General features: G+C 54.0%; 10 protein-coding genes. 4 read left to right on the top strand and 6 right to left on the bottom strand.

All coding sequences use genetic code 11. The annotated features are described in order from the left end of the window. Positions 1 to 33: 33 nt before the first annotated feature. Both TMES_RS16750 and TMES_RS16745 read right to left on the bottom strand, forming a co-directional pair. Positions 34 to 2,202, bottom strand: a complete 2,169-nt coding sequence (locus tag TMES_RS16750; protein WP_085584650.1) for a dihydroxy-acid dehydratase domain-containing protein — start codon at positions 2,200 to 2,202, stop codon at positions 34 to 36. 96 nt (positions 2,203 to 2,298) lie between these two features. Then, complete coding sequence (locus TMES_RS16745; RefSeq protein WP_085584846.1) at positions 2,299 to 3,060, bottom strand: SDR family NAD(P)-dependent oxidoreductase; 762 nt, start codon at positions 3,058 to 3,060, stop codon at positions 2,299 to 2,301. Between the two features lie 237 nt (positions 3,061 to 3,297). Between TMES_RS16745 and xylF the strand changes: the two genes are divergently transcribed. The 4 genes from xylF to TMES_RS16725 all read left to right on the top strand — a co-directional run bounded on the left by xylF (position 3,298) and on the right by TMES_RS16725 (position 7,995). Continuing rightward, positions 3,298 to 4,329: a D-xylose ABC transporter substrate-binding protein gene (gene xylF, locus TMES_RS16740; RefSeq protein ID WP_085584649.1), complete on the top strand. Its 1,032-nt coding sequence runs from the start codon at positions 3,298 to 3,300 to the stop codon at positions 4,327 to 4,329. A gap of 84 nt (positions 4,330 to 4,413) precedes the next feature. Next, positions 4,414 to 5,679, top strand: coding sequence for a sugar ABC transporter permease (locus TMES_RS16735; RefSeq protein WP_245835494.1), 1,266 nt, complete (start codon positions 4,414 to 4,416; stop codon positions 5,677 to 5,679). A 14-nt stretch (positions 5,680 to 5,693) separates the two neighbouring features. Then, positions 5,694 to 6,506 (top strand): ATP-binding cassette domain-containing protein, encoded by an 813-nt coding sequence (locus TMES_RS16730; protein WP_085584647.1) that lies wholly within the window; start codon positions 5,694 to 5,696, stop codon positions 6,504 to 6,506. 226 nt (positions 6,507 to 6,732) lie between these two features. Further along, positions 6,733 to 7,995: an ROK family transcriptional regulator gene (locus TMES_RS16725; RefSeq protein WP_085584645.1), complete on the top strand. Its 1,263-nt coding sequence runs from the start codon at positions 6,733 to 6,735 to the stop codon at positions 7,993 to 7,995. A gap of 55 nt (positions 7,996 to 8,050) precedes the next feature. Here TMES_RS16725 and TMES_RS16720 read toward each other — a convergent pair whose 3' ends face one another. The 4 genes from TMES_RS16720 to TMES_RS16705 all read right to left on the bottom strand — a co-directional run bounded on the left by TMES_RS16720 (position 8,051) and on the right by TMES_RS16705 (position 15,410). Beyond that, positions 8,051 to 8,341 carry a putative quinol monooxygenase gene (locus TMES_RS16720; protein ID WP_085584643.1) on the bottom strand — a complete coding sequence of 97 codons (291 nt, stop codon included), beginning with the start codon at positions 8,339 to 8,341 and terminating at the stop codon, positions 8,051 to 8,053. Positions 8,342 to 8,466: 125 nt separating this feature from the next. Further along, positions 8,467 to 10,989 (bottom strand): tectonin domain-containing protein, encoded by a 2,523-nt coding sequence (locus tag TMES_RS16715; protein WP_143589698.1) that lies wholly within the window; start codon positions 10,987 to 10,989, stop codon positions 8,467 to 8,469. Between the two features lie 29 nt (positions 10,990 to 11,018). Beyond that, a complete protein-coding gene (locus TMES_RS16710) occupies positions 11,019 to 12,977 on the bottom strand; it encodes a hypothetical protein (RefSeq protein ID WP_158091261.1) in 1,959 nt (652 codons plus the stop codon). Positions 12,978 to 13,172: 195 nt separating this feature from the next. After that, entirely contained in the window at positions 13,173 to 15,410 is a 2,238-nt protein-coding gene (locus TMES_RS16705; RefSeq protein ID WP_085584637.1) for a ricin-type beta-trefoil lectin domain protein, read from the bottom strand. Positions 15,411 to 15,438 lie beyond the last annotated feature (28 nt).

Raw genomic sequence — 15,438 nt, 5'->3', positions numbered from 1 at the left:
AACGGGGGCTTTAAGGTTTCTACAAAACTGGCGTTATCGCCACGGATTTACGGCGCGCCGGTCAACCACATCAGGCACGATGCCGCGTGCCGCGTTCGACACATGATCCATAACATTACTGGCAGCAATATCTTGCTGGCGGTTGATCATGCGGTGTTGACGTTCGGCAAATAACGGGGCGCGGGTTGGCAAATCCGCCGGGTTGGCAACAATTTCCTGCCCGGCGACAAATGCATCGCGGTCCAGCCAGTCCAGCGTCAGTTTTGTTAAATCAAGGCGCAGCACATCGCCGTTTTGCAAATGTCCAATCCCGCCCCCGACAAAAGCCTCGGGCACCATATGGCCAATGCAGGCCCCCTTGGTAACACCCGAATAACGCCCGTCCGTGATCAGCATGCTCGATGCTTCAAGAATGCGGTGATGGCGCAGGTTTTGCGATGGCGCAAACATTTCGGGCATGCCATAGGCCTGTGGCCCCTGCCCGCCAATGACAAAGGCGAAGGATAACAGGCCCTGTGCCAGCATATCGTGCGATGATGTGCCATCCGTAACGTCACCGCCATTGCGTTTAACGATAGCGGCAATCAGTTCAGGGTCGACACCCTCGGTTTTCATCAGGCGGTCCACCATATCGGCGGCGGCAAAATCGGCGTTGCACAGATGTTCGTTTTCGTAATACCGCACGATAAAAACATGGTCGTTAAAATGGCTAAGCAAATGGTCGCTCATGCCCGATGTTTTAACCGCACAGTTTTCAAAAAAGCTGCCGGTGATCACATCCACCCCGGATCGTTGGCGAACCGGCGTTGCCCGAATAACCGATTTATCGCCCAGCGAAAGATCGACAGGGTTATCAAGGTTGGCAATTCGTTCGGCCCAGCTTTTGCCCAAAATGGTCGGGGCATCAAGGTCCATTTCCACGCCAAGGTCGCTTAGCACACGGTAAATGCTTTCCATGCCCCGGTTTTTGCCTTCGGCCATTTGTTGGGCCAAAACAAAGGTGTCGCGGTTTTCGGTCAGGCTGTGGGCGAAAATTTCGGGAACCGGCGTTGTGGTGCGCACGTCCTGATAATCGTCAATCGTAATGTCAAACCCGGCATAGCGCATCATGAACGGCAGATGCAGCAACATATTGCTGCTCGAACCGGTGGCATTATGGACACGGACAAAATTGGCAAAATTGCGCTTTAACAAATTGCTGATCGCATATTCCGGTTTGTTGAAAGCCGAAAACAGCGCATCAATCCCGACGGCAACCGCGGCAAAGGGCGGAACATCGGTGAGCAGTTCCAGTTCGGGCGGGGTTAGGCCGAATGCGGCCAGCATGGTGCGTGATGAATTGCCAGTACCGTTAAACGCACAAATGCCGCCCTTGGAATCACAGGTGGCGGCCGCCAGTTCGTCAAGCACGCGGCGTTCCGTCGCACTGTCAATAATGCCAATCAAACGGGCGCGTTCAAGCAGACCGGCAAAGGCCTCGTCTGACGTGCATTGCAGGATGTAGCGCATATTTTCGCGGATATCGCCGCCAAGGTCATCGTGCCCGGCATGGTCGGCATCATCGGCAATTTTATTGAGCAACCGCCTTGTGCCATCGGGTATTTCACCGCCTTTAAGCACATGCGACGGTGCAAACACCGCCCAGACCGGGGCCTGATCGCCGCGATGGGCGCGGGCCAGATCGGCCGCCGCCAACCCGGCGACAACAGCGGCAGGTGATTTATCGCACCCGGCAATCACGTAGGCTGCATGATAGCTGTGGCCTTCAAAGGTGATATTAACCGCCGCTGCCGTATTATTGCGCGATACCAGCGAATAACTTTGACCGATATTGTTTTGCGCTGTGCCATCACAAATAACCGGGACATGAAACAAAAACGGCACCCCGCCCTGCTCCCATATCCGAATGGCGGCCATTAATGCCTGGGGCCGGTCAAGCAGATGGGCGGGGTGGTCTGGTGCCCCGGCAATGATGGCGACCCGGGGCCGGTTTTCAACCAGCCGCCCGACAATATCGTGAATTTCCGGCACATTGAACTTGCGGTCCCGGGCGACGACGGGGTTTTCGTTTACGGCATCGCGCAGCAAACGCACCACGGTAATGGGTTGGTTGGCCAGCCCCTGAATACAATCGCGATAAGGGTTGGCTTGTTCGCGAATGATGACCGGTTCGTTTTTTTGCGGGGCAGTGTGCTGGGGCATGATCAACTCGAAATTTAGCGGGAAGCAACAAAAGGCGGGTTCGGTTATGCCAGTTTAACAAACACGGGCATATCCCAATGTGAAGTGCAAAGACGGTTAAACCAGCCCGCCATCGACAATAAAGCTTTGCGATGTGCAGGCCGACGATACATCTGATGCCAGAAACAATACCATTTGTGCAACATCTTCACCGATCAGGCGGCGTTTTAAACATTGTTGTTCCTGAATGCGGGCTTCGTCTTCGGGGGTGATCCACAGGTCAAGCTGGCGCTGGGTCATGATGCAACCGGGAATAACGGTGTTAACACGAATGCCATCGCGCCCCCAATCACGCGCTAACGCACGGGTCATGCCAATAATGCCCGCCTTTGCGGTTTCGTACCCTACCAGATCAGGCAACCCCATCAAATAACTGACCGAACTGAAATTAATGATGCTGCCGTGCCCTTGTTCTGCCATTGCCGGGGCAACCGCGCGCGAACAAAAAAACTGGTGCGACAAATTAACATCCAGCCGCTCGCGCCATTCCGCCGGGCCGGTTTGCGCCGGGCTGTGGCGGTCATCGCGGGCGGCATTATTGACCAGCACATCAATCGTGCCAATCCGGGTGGCAAGTTCGCCGATGGCAACGGGAATGGCGTCCTGATTGCGCAGGTCTAGCGACATATAAACCGGGCGAACAGCAAGTTCCTGTTCGATCAGGTCGCATAGTTTTTCCCCGGCACTGTCATCAATATCAAAAAAGCCGACAGTGGCCCCCTGGGCACAAAAAGCCCGCACTAGTGATGCGCCAATTCCCGAGGCACCCCCGGTGACGAGAACGGTTTTCCCTTTAAGATCATGGTAACTGGCGGTCATGGCGTTTCCTGATTTCTTACTTATTTTTGGTTGGTGAATTAAATTTTGCGATGCAACATGCTTTTTCATCAAAAATCCAATCTGTGATGACAGGGTTTTGGCAAAAAAGACGCACAAATGCATATTTTTTAATTCATGGACTAAAAAAAATTTGACAGCGCTGGCCGGACACGTCAACATTTTTTCGATAATAAAAATAAATGTCGCACCAAGCACATTCATTCAGGGAAGAAACAAATGAAAAAGCTCCTCTCCTCGGTCGCCCTTGCGGGCACCGTGTTGCTCTCTACACATGCATTTGCTGCCGATCTGGTTGTCGGGGTCAGCTGGTCCAATTTTCAGGAAGAGCGCTGGAAAACCGATGAAGCCGCCATCGTCAAGGCACTGGATGCCGCCGGTGCTGACTATATTAGTGCCGATGCCCAAAGCTCGCCCAGCAAACAGCTAAGCGATATTGAAAGCCTGATCTCGCGCGGGGCAAATGCCCTGATTGTGCTGGCACAGGATTCATCCTCGATCGGGGCTGCCATTACCCAAGCGGTTAATGAAGGCATTCCGATTGTCGGGTATGACCGCCTGATCGAAAATCCGAACGCCTATTACATTACCTTCGATAACAAAAAAGTCGGCCAACTGCAGGCCGAGGCGGTTTTTGCCAAGCAACCCAAAGGCAATTACGTTTTCATCAAGGGCGCACCGACCGACCCTAACGCCGATATCCTGCATCAGGGCCAGCTTGAAGTTTTGCAAGCTGCCATTGATAGCGGCGATATCAAGGTTGTTGGCGAGGCCTATACCGAGAGTTGGCAGCCCGCCATCGCCCAGCGCAACATGGAACAGTTCCTGACTGCGGCGGACAACAAGGTTGACGCCGTTGTCGCATCGAATGACGGCACAGCAGGCGGCGCGATTGCCGCCCTTGCCGCACAGGGCATGCAGGGTATTCCCGTTTCCGGGCAGGACGGCGACCATGCCGCCCTTAACCGGGTTGCCTTGGGCACACAAACCGTTTCGGTCTGGAAAGACGCCCGCCTTTTGGGGCAGCGCGCGGCCGAAATTGCGGTTGAGCTGGCCAAAGGCACTAAACTTGGCGATGTTAAAGGCACGCAGGACTGGAAAAGCCCGAACGGCACAATCATGAAATCCTATTTCCTGGATCCGGTTGCCATCACCCAGGACAAGCTTGACCTTGTGATTGATGCGGGGTGGGTTAGCAAGGATGTGGTGTGCAAGGGTGTGACAGACACCAAGGTCGCCGCCTGTAACTAGGCGTTTGTCCTTTCATTCGACCTTGCGAAACCACGGGGCCGGAGGTGCGAGCTTTCCGGCCCCGCTGCCTGACGAGCACATTATATGACCCAACTTCTTGCCAAAATGGAAATTGACCGCCGCCTTGTCGGTCTGGCCGTGGTTTTGCTGATTATCTGGATCGGCTTTGACCTGGCATCGGGCGGGCGTTTTATAACGCCGCGCAATATGTTTAACCTGTCGGTTCAAACGGCATCTGTTGCTGTTATGGCCTGTGGCATGGTGCTGATCATTGTCACCCGTCATATTGATTTGTCGGTTGGTTCCATTCTTGGCGTTCTGGCCATGATTATGGGCGTGATCCAGACCGATATTTTGCCGCAATTTCTAGCCTATAACCACCCAATGACCTGGATTATCACGCTGTTTGCCGGGCTGGTGATTGGTGCGCTTATTGGCGGTATTCAGGGTGTTGCGGTTGGCTATCTCGGGGTGCCTGCCTTCATTGTGACGCTTGGCGGCTTGCTTGTGTGGCGCGGTGCTGCGTGGTGGGTAACACAAGGGCGCACTGTGGCCCCGCTGGATGCCAATTTTATTCTATTGGGCGGCGGCATTAATGGCACGATCGGCGCGATGTGGAGCTGGATTGCCGCCATCGTTGCAATAGCTGCGATTATTTATGCCGCGATCATGGATCGACGGCGCAGGCTTTCGTTTGAATTTCCGGTCAAACCGGTGTGGGCGGAATGCACCAATGCTGCGGTCAAGGCCGGTCTGGTTCTGGTCGCGGTGATTACGCTGAACGCCTATTATTTGCCATCGCGTGCCGCAGAAAAAATTCTGGCGCAGCGCGGCCTGCCCGCGACCCCGGAAAACCTTGAAATTTCCCATGGTATTGCGATCCCGCTTCTGATTGTTGCCGTTGTTGCCATTGTTTTAACGGTGGTTGCCAAACGCACGCGATTTGGCCGCTATGTTTATGCCATTGGTGGCAACCCGCAGGCGGCTGAGCTGGCCGGGGTTAATGTCAAACGTATGACCGTTGCAGTTTTTGCCCTGATGGGCCTTCTTTGCGCGGTCAGTGCTGCCATTTCATCGGCGCGGTTGCAATCTGCCGGGAATGATCTGGGAACGCTGGATGAATTGCGCGTGATTGCAGCCGTTGTCATTGGCGGCACATCGCTAGCGGGCGGGGTTGGTACGATTTACGGCGCGCTGATCGGGGCGCTGGTGATGCAAAGCTTGCAAAGTGGCATGGCACTGTTGGGTGTGGATACATCGTTGCAAAGCATCGTTATCGGTCTGGTTCTGGTCCTGGCGGTGTTTAGTGACAAATATTTCCATCGCCGCTACAGCGATCCAACGGCATAAGGGAGGGCTGGACCATGTCTGACAAGGCAGCACATAAAAAACCATTGGTCGAAATGCGCGATATTCACATCAGCTTTGGCGGTGTGAAGGCAGTTGACGGGGTGTCGATTGATCTTTACCCCGGCGAAGTGGTGGGTGTTCTGGGCCATAATGGTGCGGGAAAATCAACCCTGATCAAGGTTTTGTCGGGCGCCTATACGCCCGAACGCGGCCAGATCATTGTGGATGGTCGCGAGGTGAAAATTGAAAATGCCCGCGATGCGCGCGACAATAATATTGAAACGATCTATCAAAACCTTGCGCTGGCCGATAATCTGGATGCGGCACAGAACCTGTTTTTAGGCCGTGAAATTGTGACACGGGCCGGGTTTCTTGACGATGGGGCAATGGAACATAAAGCCCGCGAGGTTTTGCACCGCCTTAACCCGAATTTCAAAAAATTCAATTCCCCGGTATCGGCCTTGTCGGGCGGGCAGCGGCAATCGGTTGCGATTGCCCGCGCCCTGTTGTTTGAAGCCCGCATTCTGATTATGGACGAACCCTGTGCGGCCCTGGGCGTGCAGGAAACCCGGATGGTGGGTGATTTGATTGACCAGCTTAAAAAAGACGGGCTGGGGATATTGCTGATCAGCCATGATTTGCACGACGTGTTTGATTTGTCCGACCGTTTGCATGTTATGAAAAATGGCAAGCTGGTCGGCACGGTTAGCACGCGCGATGTGACCCATGATGACGTTCTGGGTATGATCATTCTGGGTAAAATGCCGGAACACCTTATGCATCTTGCCGGACCCGGTGCCACCAATGTGCCCGCCCATGTTGCATAACGGCTGACATTTCAACCGCAACAGGGCTGTATTTTGTGCCGCCGTGTCACGACTGTGGCCAGCGGCATGGGGGCGTCATTCACATTCTTGCCGCACAGGAATTACTGTAATACACAGCTATAAATACCGGGGCGGCGAATATCACCGCCCCGGTGATGAGGTCTCTTTCACGCGCGGGCTGCCGAGCCGTGCCGATCCGTAAACCGCATACCAACAGGCCCCGTTCATGAGCCGTCGCGCCGCCGCCGACATACCGCGCCAACCCTCACAAATTGCCATTTTACGGTATTTGCGCATTCATGGCCCCGCCGCGCGAATTGATATCGGCACGCAAACGGGGCTTAGCCCGGCGACAGTAACGTCGTTAACCGCAGATTTAATGGCGCAGGGGCTGGTGCAGGAAACCAGCAGTGCCGGCAATGGTGGCAGCGGAAATGGCGGCCATGGGGCGACACGCGGCCGACCAAAGGTGCTGCTTGATCTGGTGGCGTCGGCCGCCTATGTGGTTGGTGTTAAACTGACGATTAACCTGATCGAGATCGCCCTGGGGAACTTCAAGGGTGAAATTGAGCGTTGCACCCGCCACCGCCTGAATACCCGTGATCTGGATGAACAGGGCCTGATTGCAAAGCTGTGTGAATTTATTGATCAGTTCGTGGCTGAAAACCCTGAACTATCGCCACAGGGTATGGTGGGCATTGGTATTGCCGTTCAGGGGGTTGCAGATAGTAACAGCGGCGAAATTATGTGGTCGCCCGCATTGCGACTGCGCCAGATTGCCATCACAAAACCGCTGCGGGACCGTTACGGCACCAATGTTCAAATGTCGAACGACGCCAATTGCATTGCAACCGCCATTACCCAGGATAACAGTTTATACGGCAATGGCGATTTTGCTGTGATCATGCTGGGCTATGGTATTGGCATGGGGCTGGTGCTGAACGGGGCTGTTTACAACGGACCGTTCGGGGCGGCAGCCGAATTTGGCCACACAAAATATCAAACCGATGGTCCTTTGTGCAATTGCGGGCGGCGCGGCTGTCTGGAGGCCTATATCGGCGATTATGCTATTCTTCGTGATGCCAGCGCGCTGATTGATCTGCCGCCAGAGATGTATATCGCCAATCCGTTACACCCCGGTGAGGACCAGATGATGGATCTGGTGCGCCAGGCCCGCGACGGAAATGAAGATCTGGCAGATTTGTTTCGTCATGCGGGCAAAGTTCTGGGTTATGGCATTGCCAACCTGATTGCCTTGCTGGGGCCCGAACGCATTTTAATCACCGGGTCTGGCGCGCGGGCTTACGACCTGATGGAACCCGAAATCCAGCGCAGCTTGCACGATGCCCAGGTGCCGGAACTGCGCCGGGGCCCCAAAATTATTCATTTGCCGTGGGACAAGGACATTGCCCTGCAAGGTGCAATTGGCCAAAGCCTGTTGCGTCATGACGAAAACATGTTTGTTTTGCCGTCAGGCAGCACAAAATAAACACCCCTGCCCCGGTTACGACCGCCAGAAGATGGACGGTCAGGTTTTTGCAGGTTTAGCTGATATTCGTCATTTCGTTTAAGCGAAAATCGACCACAGCCCCGTCGGTTGCCTGCGCATAGGCGGCAATATGCGGGGCTTGCATATGTGTTTGCCATAACGCACGGGTTTCCCAGATTTCAAAAAACATAAAATGTGCCGGATCCTCATTATCGCGATGCAAATCATAACAAATGCATCCTTCTTCGGCGCGCGTCAGGGGGACAAGTTTTTCCAGCTCGGCCTTGACCAGATCAATCTGGCTGGGATCGGCATGAATATTGGCGACGATGGTAAGTTTGCTCATAAAGTAATTCCGTAAAATCTGTGATGATAAATACCGGTTGCTTAATACAGGATAACATTGCGTGGGTAGCAGCATAACCGGGATAATTGTTTGAATGAATTAAATATATAGAACAATCAGATGCGTTAGTTTCTTGCCCGTTTAACGACGTTGGCGGTGCCATCGCTTACCCAGGGGCGCCCCTTTTCATCAATGGCGACGTAATCGGCGCTGATATTATTAACACGGTCAAAACTGTGGTTAATGCCGTTCCATTTGAGCAGGCCGTTATCCAGATCTCGGATGTAAACGGTACCGTCGGTTTTACCAACCGCAATGACACCTGCTTTTTGGCCCTGTGCCGGACGGGACTGGAATTTTTTGCCGGTCCATTGTTTAACAACATTGTCGCTGTCGATGATCCAGATGTCATTCCCCGGTCCGACAGAAACTTTGTAAATTTCATTGTCATTGCTAAACTTGGTAAAGTTTTCCGAATTAGGCGCTTTGGAATACAGATACCAATCCGAGCCAAAATCAAAAATGGCAAATACGGTGCCATCCGGGCTAACAGCAACATCTTTGGGCTCTGCATTGGCAATATTATACTGTTTGATAACCCGATTGCGTTCGCGCAGCAAAGTGCGTGTTTGCATGCTGTCGGCATAGGCCCAGATGTCGCCATTCGGGGCAATATCAAATGAAAGTACGATTTCCTGATTGGTGCCAAGCCGGGCATTGGCGCTGACAAATTTCCGTTGTCGGGGACTGTATTTTTTAATTTCCGCGTTATAGGCCGTTGCCCAGATGATGCCATCTATATCGCTGGCAAGCACGGCAGATGACGACCCAAGGCCGGGTGCCGGGACAGAGTCGAAGGTAATATTTTTGGAAAATGTAAAGCTTGACGGGCTGCTGGCAACGGTTGCCGTTGCCCCGATGCCTGTGGTGCCGTCTTCATCGGTGGTGGCGGCTTCTAGCGGGTCGTCGCTTTCGTCGCGATCAAAAAACGTCGATGCCAAAACAAGCTCGTTATCGGTAACCACCCACGGGTAGCCCATTGGCCCAACGGCCACATCAGCGGGAATTTTACCCGCAGTTTGCACAATATCAAACCGGCCATCTTCGTTGAGGCGCATCAGGTGGTGGCTGTCCGATACGATAAAAACACTGCCATCCGGGCCAACTGAAATGGCATTGGCTTTTTGGGGGTATACCTTGCACGGTGTGACGTCACAGCGTTGCACCAGTTTATCGGTGCGCACGGTCCAGGGGGTGCCATCCGGCCCGGTCGCGACCCGGCTGATCCGGGTGCCGGGAACAGGTTCAAACCGGGTTTGGGCCGCATTAAGCCTGAAAAGACGACCGGCAGCATTTGTGCCCAGTACGGTGCCATCATACCCGACGGATATATCAGACGCGGTGGCATTGTAAATTTGCCGCCATCTTTTACCGTCGTGGCGAAAGACGCGCCCCAGTGCCGACAGGCCCCAAGGGTGGTCGTCCTTGTCAACGCTGATGCGCACCAGTGTGCCGGGAAAACTGTCAAACTGTCTTTTGCGGTTGGACCAGCGCAAAATATTGCCGCCATCATCCAGACCAAAAACGCTGCCATCGGCACCGATAGCAAGCGTTTTCGCCGTTTTTTCGGTGTTTATAAAGGTTAACTTGTCGTTGGTGGTGATGGTAACCGGATCAACGAAATCGGACCGGGCAGCATTATTGGTTCCGGCACTGTCGGATGTGCTGGTAATGGCTGGCGGGGTGTTACCAACAACGATGGGCGGGGCCTCGATACTTGCGGCATTGGGTTCTGATGCCGCAGGGACGCTCGCCGATGCCTGCGGGGCAATAACGGGTTGCGTCTGGGGTTGTTCGGCTTTCGGGGTTTTTACGGTATCTTGTTCAAGGCTGCTTTCTTCATCCAGTAAACCGCCATTGGCCAAAATAACACCGTCCTTGACCGCGGCCCATATTTTGCCATCGGGGGTAACGCCAATTGTCGTGGCATCGCGTGCCCCATCAATGATAGCCCAGCTTTTGTCTTCTGCATTCCACAGTCGGATCAGGCCGGTAGCATCGGCTATCACGACAATATCGGTGGAGCCAATGGCAATATCACGGGCCAGACCGGGCAGTGTTAACCAGTTTTTACCATCGTATGATCTGATATGCCCGTCCGTGCCAACAACCCATGGCAAACCGTTACCGTCGATAGTAAGGCGGGCGGCGTTACCGTCAAACGGTTGCCATTCATTGCGCAGCGCATACCATTTCAATATCTGGCCGTTTGACTTGGCGGCATAGACATTTCCGGCAATGTCGGCGGCCACATCAACCACACCCTTGCCCCGGTCTTCCCACCACAAACCATTATAATAAAAAACAACACCCTCGGCGCTGACAGCCCACGGGCGGTTGCCCAATGCGGCCGAAATGCGGACAAAGCGGCCAGACATCCGCCGCCAGCGTTGTTCAACCCGGTCCCACCGCCACGGCGTGCCATCTGTGCCAACGACATAGGCCTGCCCATCGGCATTGATGGAAATATCGGCCGCTGTGCCCGGCATTTGCCGCCAGGTTGATTTGCCGTTGTCTTGGGCCTGTGCAAATGCACCGGGCATCACAAGCAACGCAAGAACCATACATAAAGCCAGAAAGCGACGCATGATGTGCCTATCCAAATTGACCCGAAAATTTAAATGTTGTTTCCCGGTTTAGTCCCCAGCAATCGCTTGCGCACCGAGGCAATATGCTGTTGTCCGTCGGGATCGTTTTGCCACGCCTCGATCTTGACATCACCAGCGCGGAACTCTTCGAAAAAGTCCTGGGTTTCCAGTTTTTCGCGCAACAAATCAAAGGTCGGGCGGGGTGTGTACCAGTCGCCATGGCGTTGTTCGAGATGTTTAAGCTCGCGCTCGAGTTCCGTCATTTTTTCATCTGCCTTCGCACGATCAGCAACCCCCTGGCGGGTATAGGTAGGGCGGCGCGGCGTCATCAAAATCAGGATAGAACGTTCAAACTGGCGCTCAACACGTTGGGAAAAAAGATACTTTACCAGCGGAATATCCATAAGGCCCGGCACACCATCGGCTGATCTGGATGTTTCGCGTTCGCTAAGCCCGCCCAAAATCAGGGTTTCCCCGAATTTCATGGTGACGGTCGAATTGACATTGGTTTTGGTGGTATCAAGACGAAATTCAAACACAACAGAATTGGACGGGTCGGTCAAAAAGGTGCGTTCAGCAACCACATGCAGGCGGATCAGATCGTTGGGTAAGATTTCAGGCGTTACGGCCAGTTTTACGCCAACCTCCTTTTGCACCGAGACACTGTCGCCACTGCCCCCCGATACGGCGGCCGCGAGAATTTCGGTGCCCGAAAAAAACTCTGACGTTTGCCCGGCTTGTGCCACCAGACTTGGTTTTGCCAGCACCTGGTTATTGGCATCGGCCGAGTTGGCAATGTTGAGCGAATAGGTCACCGCCGGAATGCTGATTTGCCGGGTAATGGTTTGGGTGCTTTCGGCAAGGCCGCTATTGAGGAAATCCTTGGTGCGTGAACTGCCATAACCAAAACCGGCAGCCCCGGTTAACGGATCGCCAAATTGCAGTTGCAGCCCGTTGAGCAGATTAATGCCGCGTGAATTACGAACATCTTCCTGTGTGCCTATCAGGACCACGTCGACAACCACCATGCCGGTATCAATAAACTCGCCGTCAACATTGCCGACCTGACCTTGCGCCTGCCCCGGCCCTTGCCCTTGTGATGGATATTGCGTTGATGGCGCGCCATAAGGATCAGTCGTTCCGTAGGGATCTGTCGTTCCATATGGGTCGCTGGCGGCGGGGGGATAATTGCCTGTTGAACTATCGGGTTCCAGGGCGTCGGGCGGAATATAAGCGTCGCCGTTAAACTGGGCCTCGATTATTTTTGCATCCGAATTATAAAACGACTGCCAGCCCGCAATCCGGTTTTTCAGATTTTTGGTTTCGCCTTTATTCATGACGGCTTTTTGATAGGCATTGGCAAATTCCGTCGCGCCGGCGCGGTCGTCCATTGCCGATAACGACAAGGCGGCTGCTTTCAGGATTTCGGGGTTGTTTCTGGTTTCGGGGGCGACTTTCATCAAATGGCGCAAGGCGGCTTCGGATGTTTTCGGGTCCCGCGCATAATAGGACGCCGAGGCCAGGCTATAGAGCACGGCGGGATCGTCGCCTTGATGCACGGCCACTGCGGCAAAGTTTTCCTGTGCCAGTGTAAAACGCCGCTGATCAATGTAAAGCAAGCCCAGTTGATACAGCGCGGACAGATTACCCGGATCAAATTTTAGCGATTGTTTATAGCCCTGTTCGGCCAGCTCGAACTTTGAGGCATCGCCGCGCACCCCCATCAGATGATAGGTCAGACCGTTTAAAAATTGCAGGTCCGGGTTGGTCACATCAAGTTTCAGTGCCAGATTGATCAACCGTGAGGCATCGGGAAGATGACCGTTATTAAGCGCATCGATGCTTTGGCGGACCAGCATTTGAATTGCGGTATCGCCGGTGGGCATGCCAACCACCGTTTTGGGTGCCCCATTGTCCCCCTCAATGGTCGCGCCAATGGTTGAGCCCGTTGTCTGGCAACCGGCAAGAGCAATGAGAGATACACCCATGAGAGCATTACGATAGAGCATACGACTGGTTTGTCGTGGCAACGGAGATGGAAAAACTGGCACTGCTTGGCCCCCCAAATAAACCTGTTTTCTTCCGGCACCCCAATGTTACCGAAAGATATTCCCCCTGAATGCGGCGGATCGGCCCATTTGTGATGCGCCGATCCGCCGTGAGATTTGTTGATTGCGTGATCGCTAGGATTGCGACCAGATCCGCCAGATTTGCGATGGCGTTTGTTTAAGCCTGCAGGCACCAAGTGTTACCAGCGAGCCGTTTGCCGGTTTGGCATCATTAACGTTCATGCACAAACGTGGACCCGGGCCGACAAAGCGGATCTGACCCAACTTCTCCAAAGCCCAGGTTTTAAACTTTGCATCGGTGCATTTTTTAAGCATGACCGACGCATTGGCAGACGGCCGCGATTCCAGAATGCTGACGCAATAATCCCCGGCGACATTTAGTTCGCCAGTGCGTTTGTCGGGCACCACCCACGGGCTATCGGGTGTTTTACAATCGCCAAGCGCCATGCCGGGCACATTGCCCCCCCCGTTGGTCAGGCACAGGCCTGGTATTGCGGTAAATTCGAACCGGAACCCGCCTTTAGGCTGTACCGCCTGCTGCACGGATGCAATGGCAGCATTGGAGGTGCTGCTTGCGTCAATGACAGAAGATGACAGCGGTTTGCCACCTGTAATGGTTGGCATTTGTGCCGTTTCAGTACGTTTTTCGCTGTCTTGAGCTGCTGCCAGTTTTTTCCGGAAGTCGGCACTGGCGGGCGTTTCGGCACTGGTAAGCGTCATCCAGTGAAACAGAAACTGTTCTTCGCCGGATTTTTCCTGCAGCAGCAGGGGGATGTCGGCAGGTTTACTGGCGATACCTTCAGCCTGCCGGATTTTGCCTTCGGTGGCTTCGATCTTGATGTATTTATCAAGTTCCATTGCCAGCGTGACAATCGTGCTGACGGCGGTCAGCGCAGGGCCGGCTGCAGCAGAAACAAGGCGGGAGCCCGTGACGGCAACTTTACCGACGGGGGTTGCGATTTTAAACAAGGCTGTTGCTACTTTGGCACCACGGTTGGCGTAAGGAGCCAAAAACTTGAACGATTTTGCAAGAAAGATTGTTCCGACACCTGACCCGACCATGGCTGCCATTGACCCTCCTTGCATCGTTGAGGCCACGATTTTATTAAAATCAGGTGGTGTGGCGACAGCGCCGATGAACATCGTCATGTTGTTTTTGGACCGCGAGGCCTGATCGACGGTTCTGGTTTTCATCCAAACGTTGAAAGCCTGCCGGGTTTGGCTGGCAATGAACTGGCGGTTCCATTGAATTTGCTTGCCAATATCGCTGAGTATTTTCTTTTCAATGGCCGTGCGTTGCCCTGCCGGTTTGCGAGCCGCTGCAAGAATTTTAGCGGCAATCACTGCGGGCAGAACGTCGCTTTTCCACGGTTCGTTTTCTAATATCAACCATGCCGTTTTTTTAATTTCACCCAAATTGGCGCCCGCAACCTCTGAAGTACCATCGGCAATAGCGGCATCAAGTTCCTTGCGGTCCCGGATCAGGTCAATCGCCATGTCTTCAATCGCGGGACTAAGGCCGAACAGGCCCGGCATTTGTCGGGTCGGGGTAATCCATTTCATTTCCTGGGTTTCACACGCTTTGGCGGTTTTTACACCATATACGGTACGGATGAAATTGGGCGGGCAGGACCAACAGGTCCCACCATCGACAAAATCGAAATGATCACCTGCCTTGCAGGTCAGGGCTTCAATTTTTTTAGCCGGCTGGAATTCCAGAACCTGCACGCAAGCCCGGTTGCTGGTTACGTTGTTTGCGCTACGATTAAACCCTTCGGGGCAGGTCCAGCATTCGCCGCCATTGCGCGGATCGGTGAAGGAACCAGGAGGGCACGCACTGCCTTTGAAGGTCGCGCTAACGGCCTTTTTCATAACTTTGCCGCAAGCATTCCACTTGTCGACCCCGGCGGCTGTTCTGCCGTAACCCGAAGGGCAGGACCAGCATTCGCCGCCATTGCGTGGATCCATAAACGAGCCGGAAGGACAACTTTTTTTCGCCAAAAAAGTCGCGGCGACGCTTTGTTTGGAGACTTTTCGGTCGCAGGCCTTGTCGCTGGTAACGGCCTTTCCATTGCGGTTATAACCTGTTGGGCAAGAATAACACGACCATGTGCCGATATCAAAAAACGACCCCGGCGAACATTTGCCGACCGCCTTGGACACAAATGTGGCGGGCTCACGTCCGCATGGTGGTTGCAACTGCCCGTTGGGCGTGATGCCGCCACATTCGGGCTGCCCTTGCAGGCTTTTCCAGTTCGGATTGGCCTGCGCGCTATGCGCCCAGAACCCGAATAACATTAAAATAACGAATAACAGCCCAACATGTTTCAGTTGCGCCCTCAGATCACTCATCTGCTCAGCCCCCGATCTATCTGATCAT

It is taken from the genome of Thalassospira mesophila, from assembly GCF_002115755.1.
Taxonomy (GTDB): domain Bacteria; phylum Pseudomonadota; class Alphaproteobacteria; order Rhodospirillales; family Thalassospiraceae; genus Thalassospira; species Thalassospira mesophila.
This window is presented reverse-complemented; position numbering and strand designations above follow the sequence as displayed.

What these genes read in the sequence shown, in the direction of transcription:
- TMES_RS16750 (WP_085584650.1), bottom strand. Translation starts at nt 2,202, where the DNA reads ATGCCCCAGCACACTGCCCCGCAAAAAAACGAACCGGTCATCATTCGC.
- TMES_RS16745 (WP_085584846.1), bottom strand. Translation starts at nt 3,060, where the DNA reads ATGACCGCCAGTTACCATGATCTTAAAGGGAAAACCGTTCTCGTCACC.
- xylF (WP_085584649.1), top strand. Translation starts at nt 3,298, where the DNA reads ATGAAAAAGCTCCTCTCCTCGGTCGCCCTTGCGGGCACCGTGTTGCTC.
- TMES_RS16735 (WP_245835494.1), top strand. Translation starts at nt 4,414, where the DNA reads ATGACCCAACTTCTTGCCAAAATGGAAATTGACCGCCGCCTTGTCGGT.
- TMES_RS16730 (WP_085584647.1), top strand. Translation starts at nt 5,694, where the DNA reads ATGTCTGACAAGGCAGCACATAAAAAACCATTGGTCGAAATGCGCGAT.
- TMES_RS16725 (WP_085584645.1), top strand. Translation starts at nt 6,733, where the DNA reads ATGAGCCGTCGCGCCGCCGCCGACATACCGCGCCAACCCTCACAAATT.
- TMES_RS16720 (WP_085584643.1), bottom strand. Translation starts at nt 8,341, where the DNA reads ATGAGCAAACTTACCATCGTCGCCAATATTCATGCCGATCCCAGCCAG.
- TMES_RS16715 (WP_143589698.1), bottom strand. Translation starts at nt 10,989, where the DNA reads ATGCGTCGCTTTCTGGCTTTATGTATGGTTCTTGCGTTGCTTGTGATG.
- TMES_RS16710 (WP_158091261.1), bottom strand. Translation starts at nt 12,977, where the DNA reads ATGGGTGTATCTCTCATTGCTCTTGCCGGTTGCCAGACAACGGGCTCA.
- TMES_RS16705 (WP_085584637.1), bottom strand. Translation starts at nt 15,410, where the DNA reads ATGAGTGATCTGAGGGCGCAACTGAAACATGTTGGGCTGTTATTCGTT.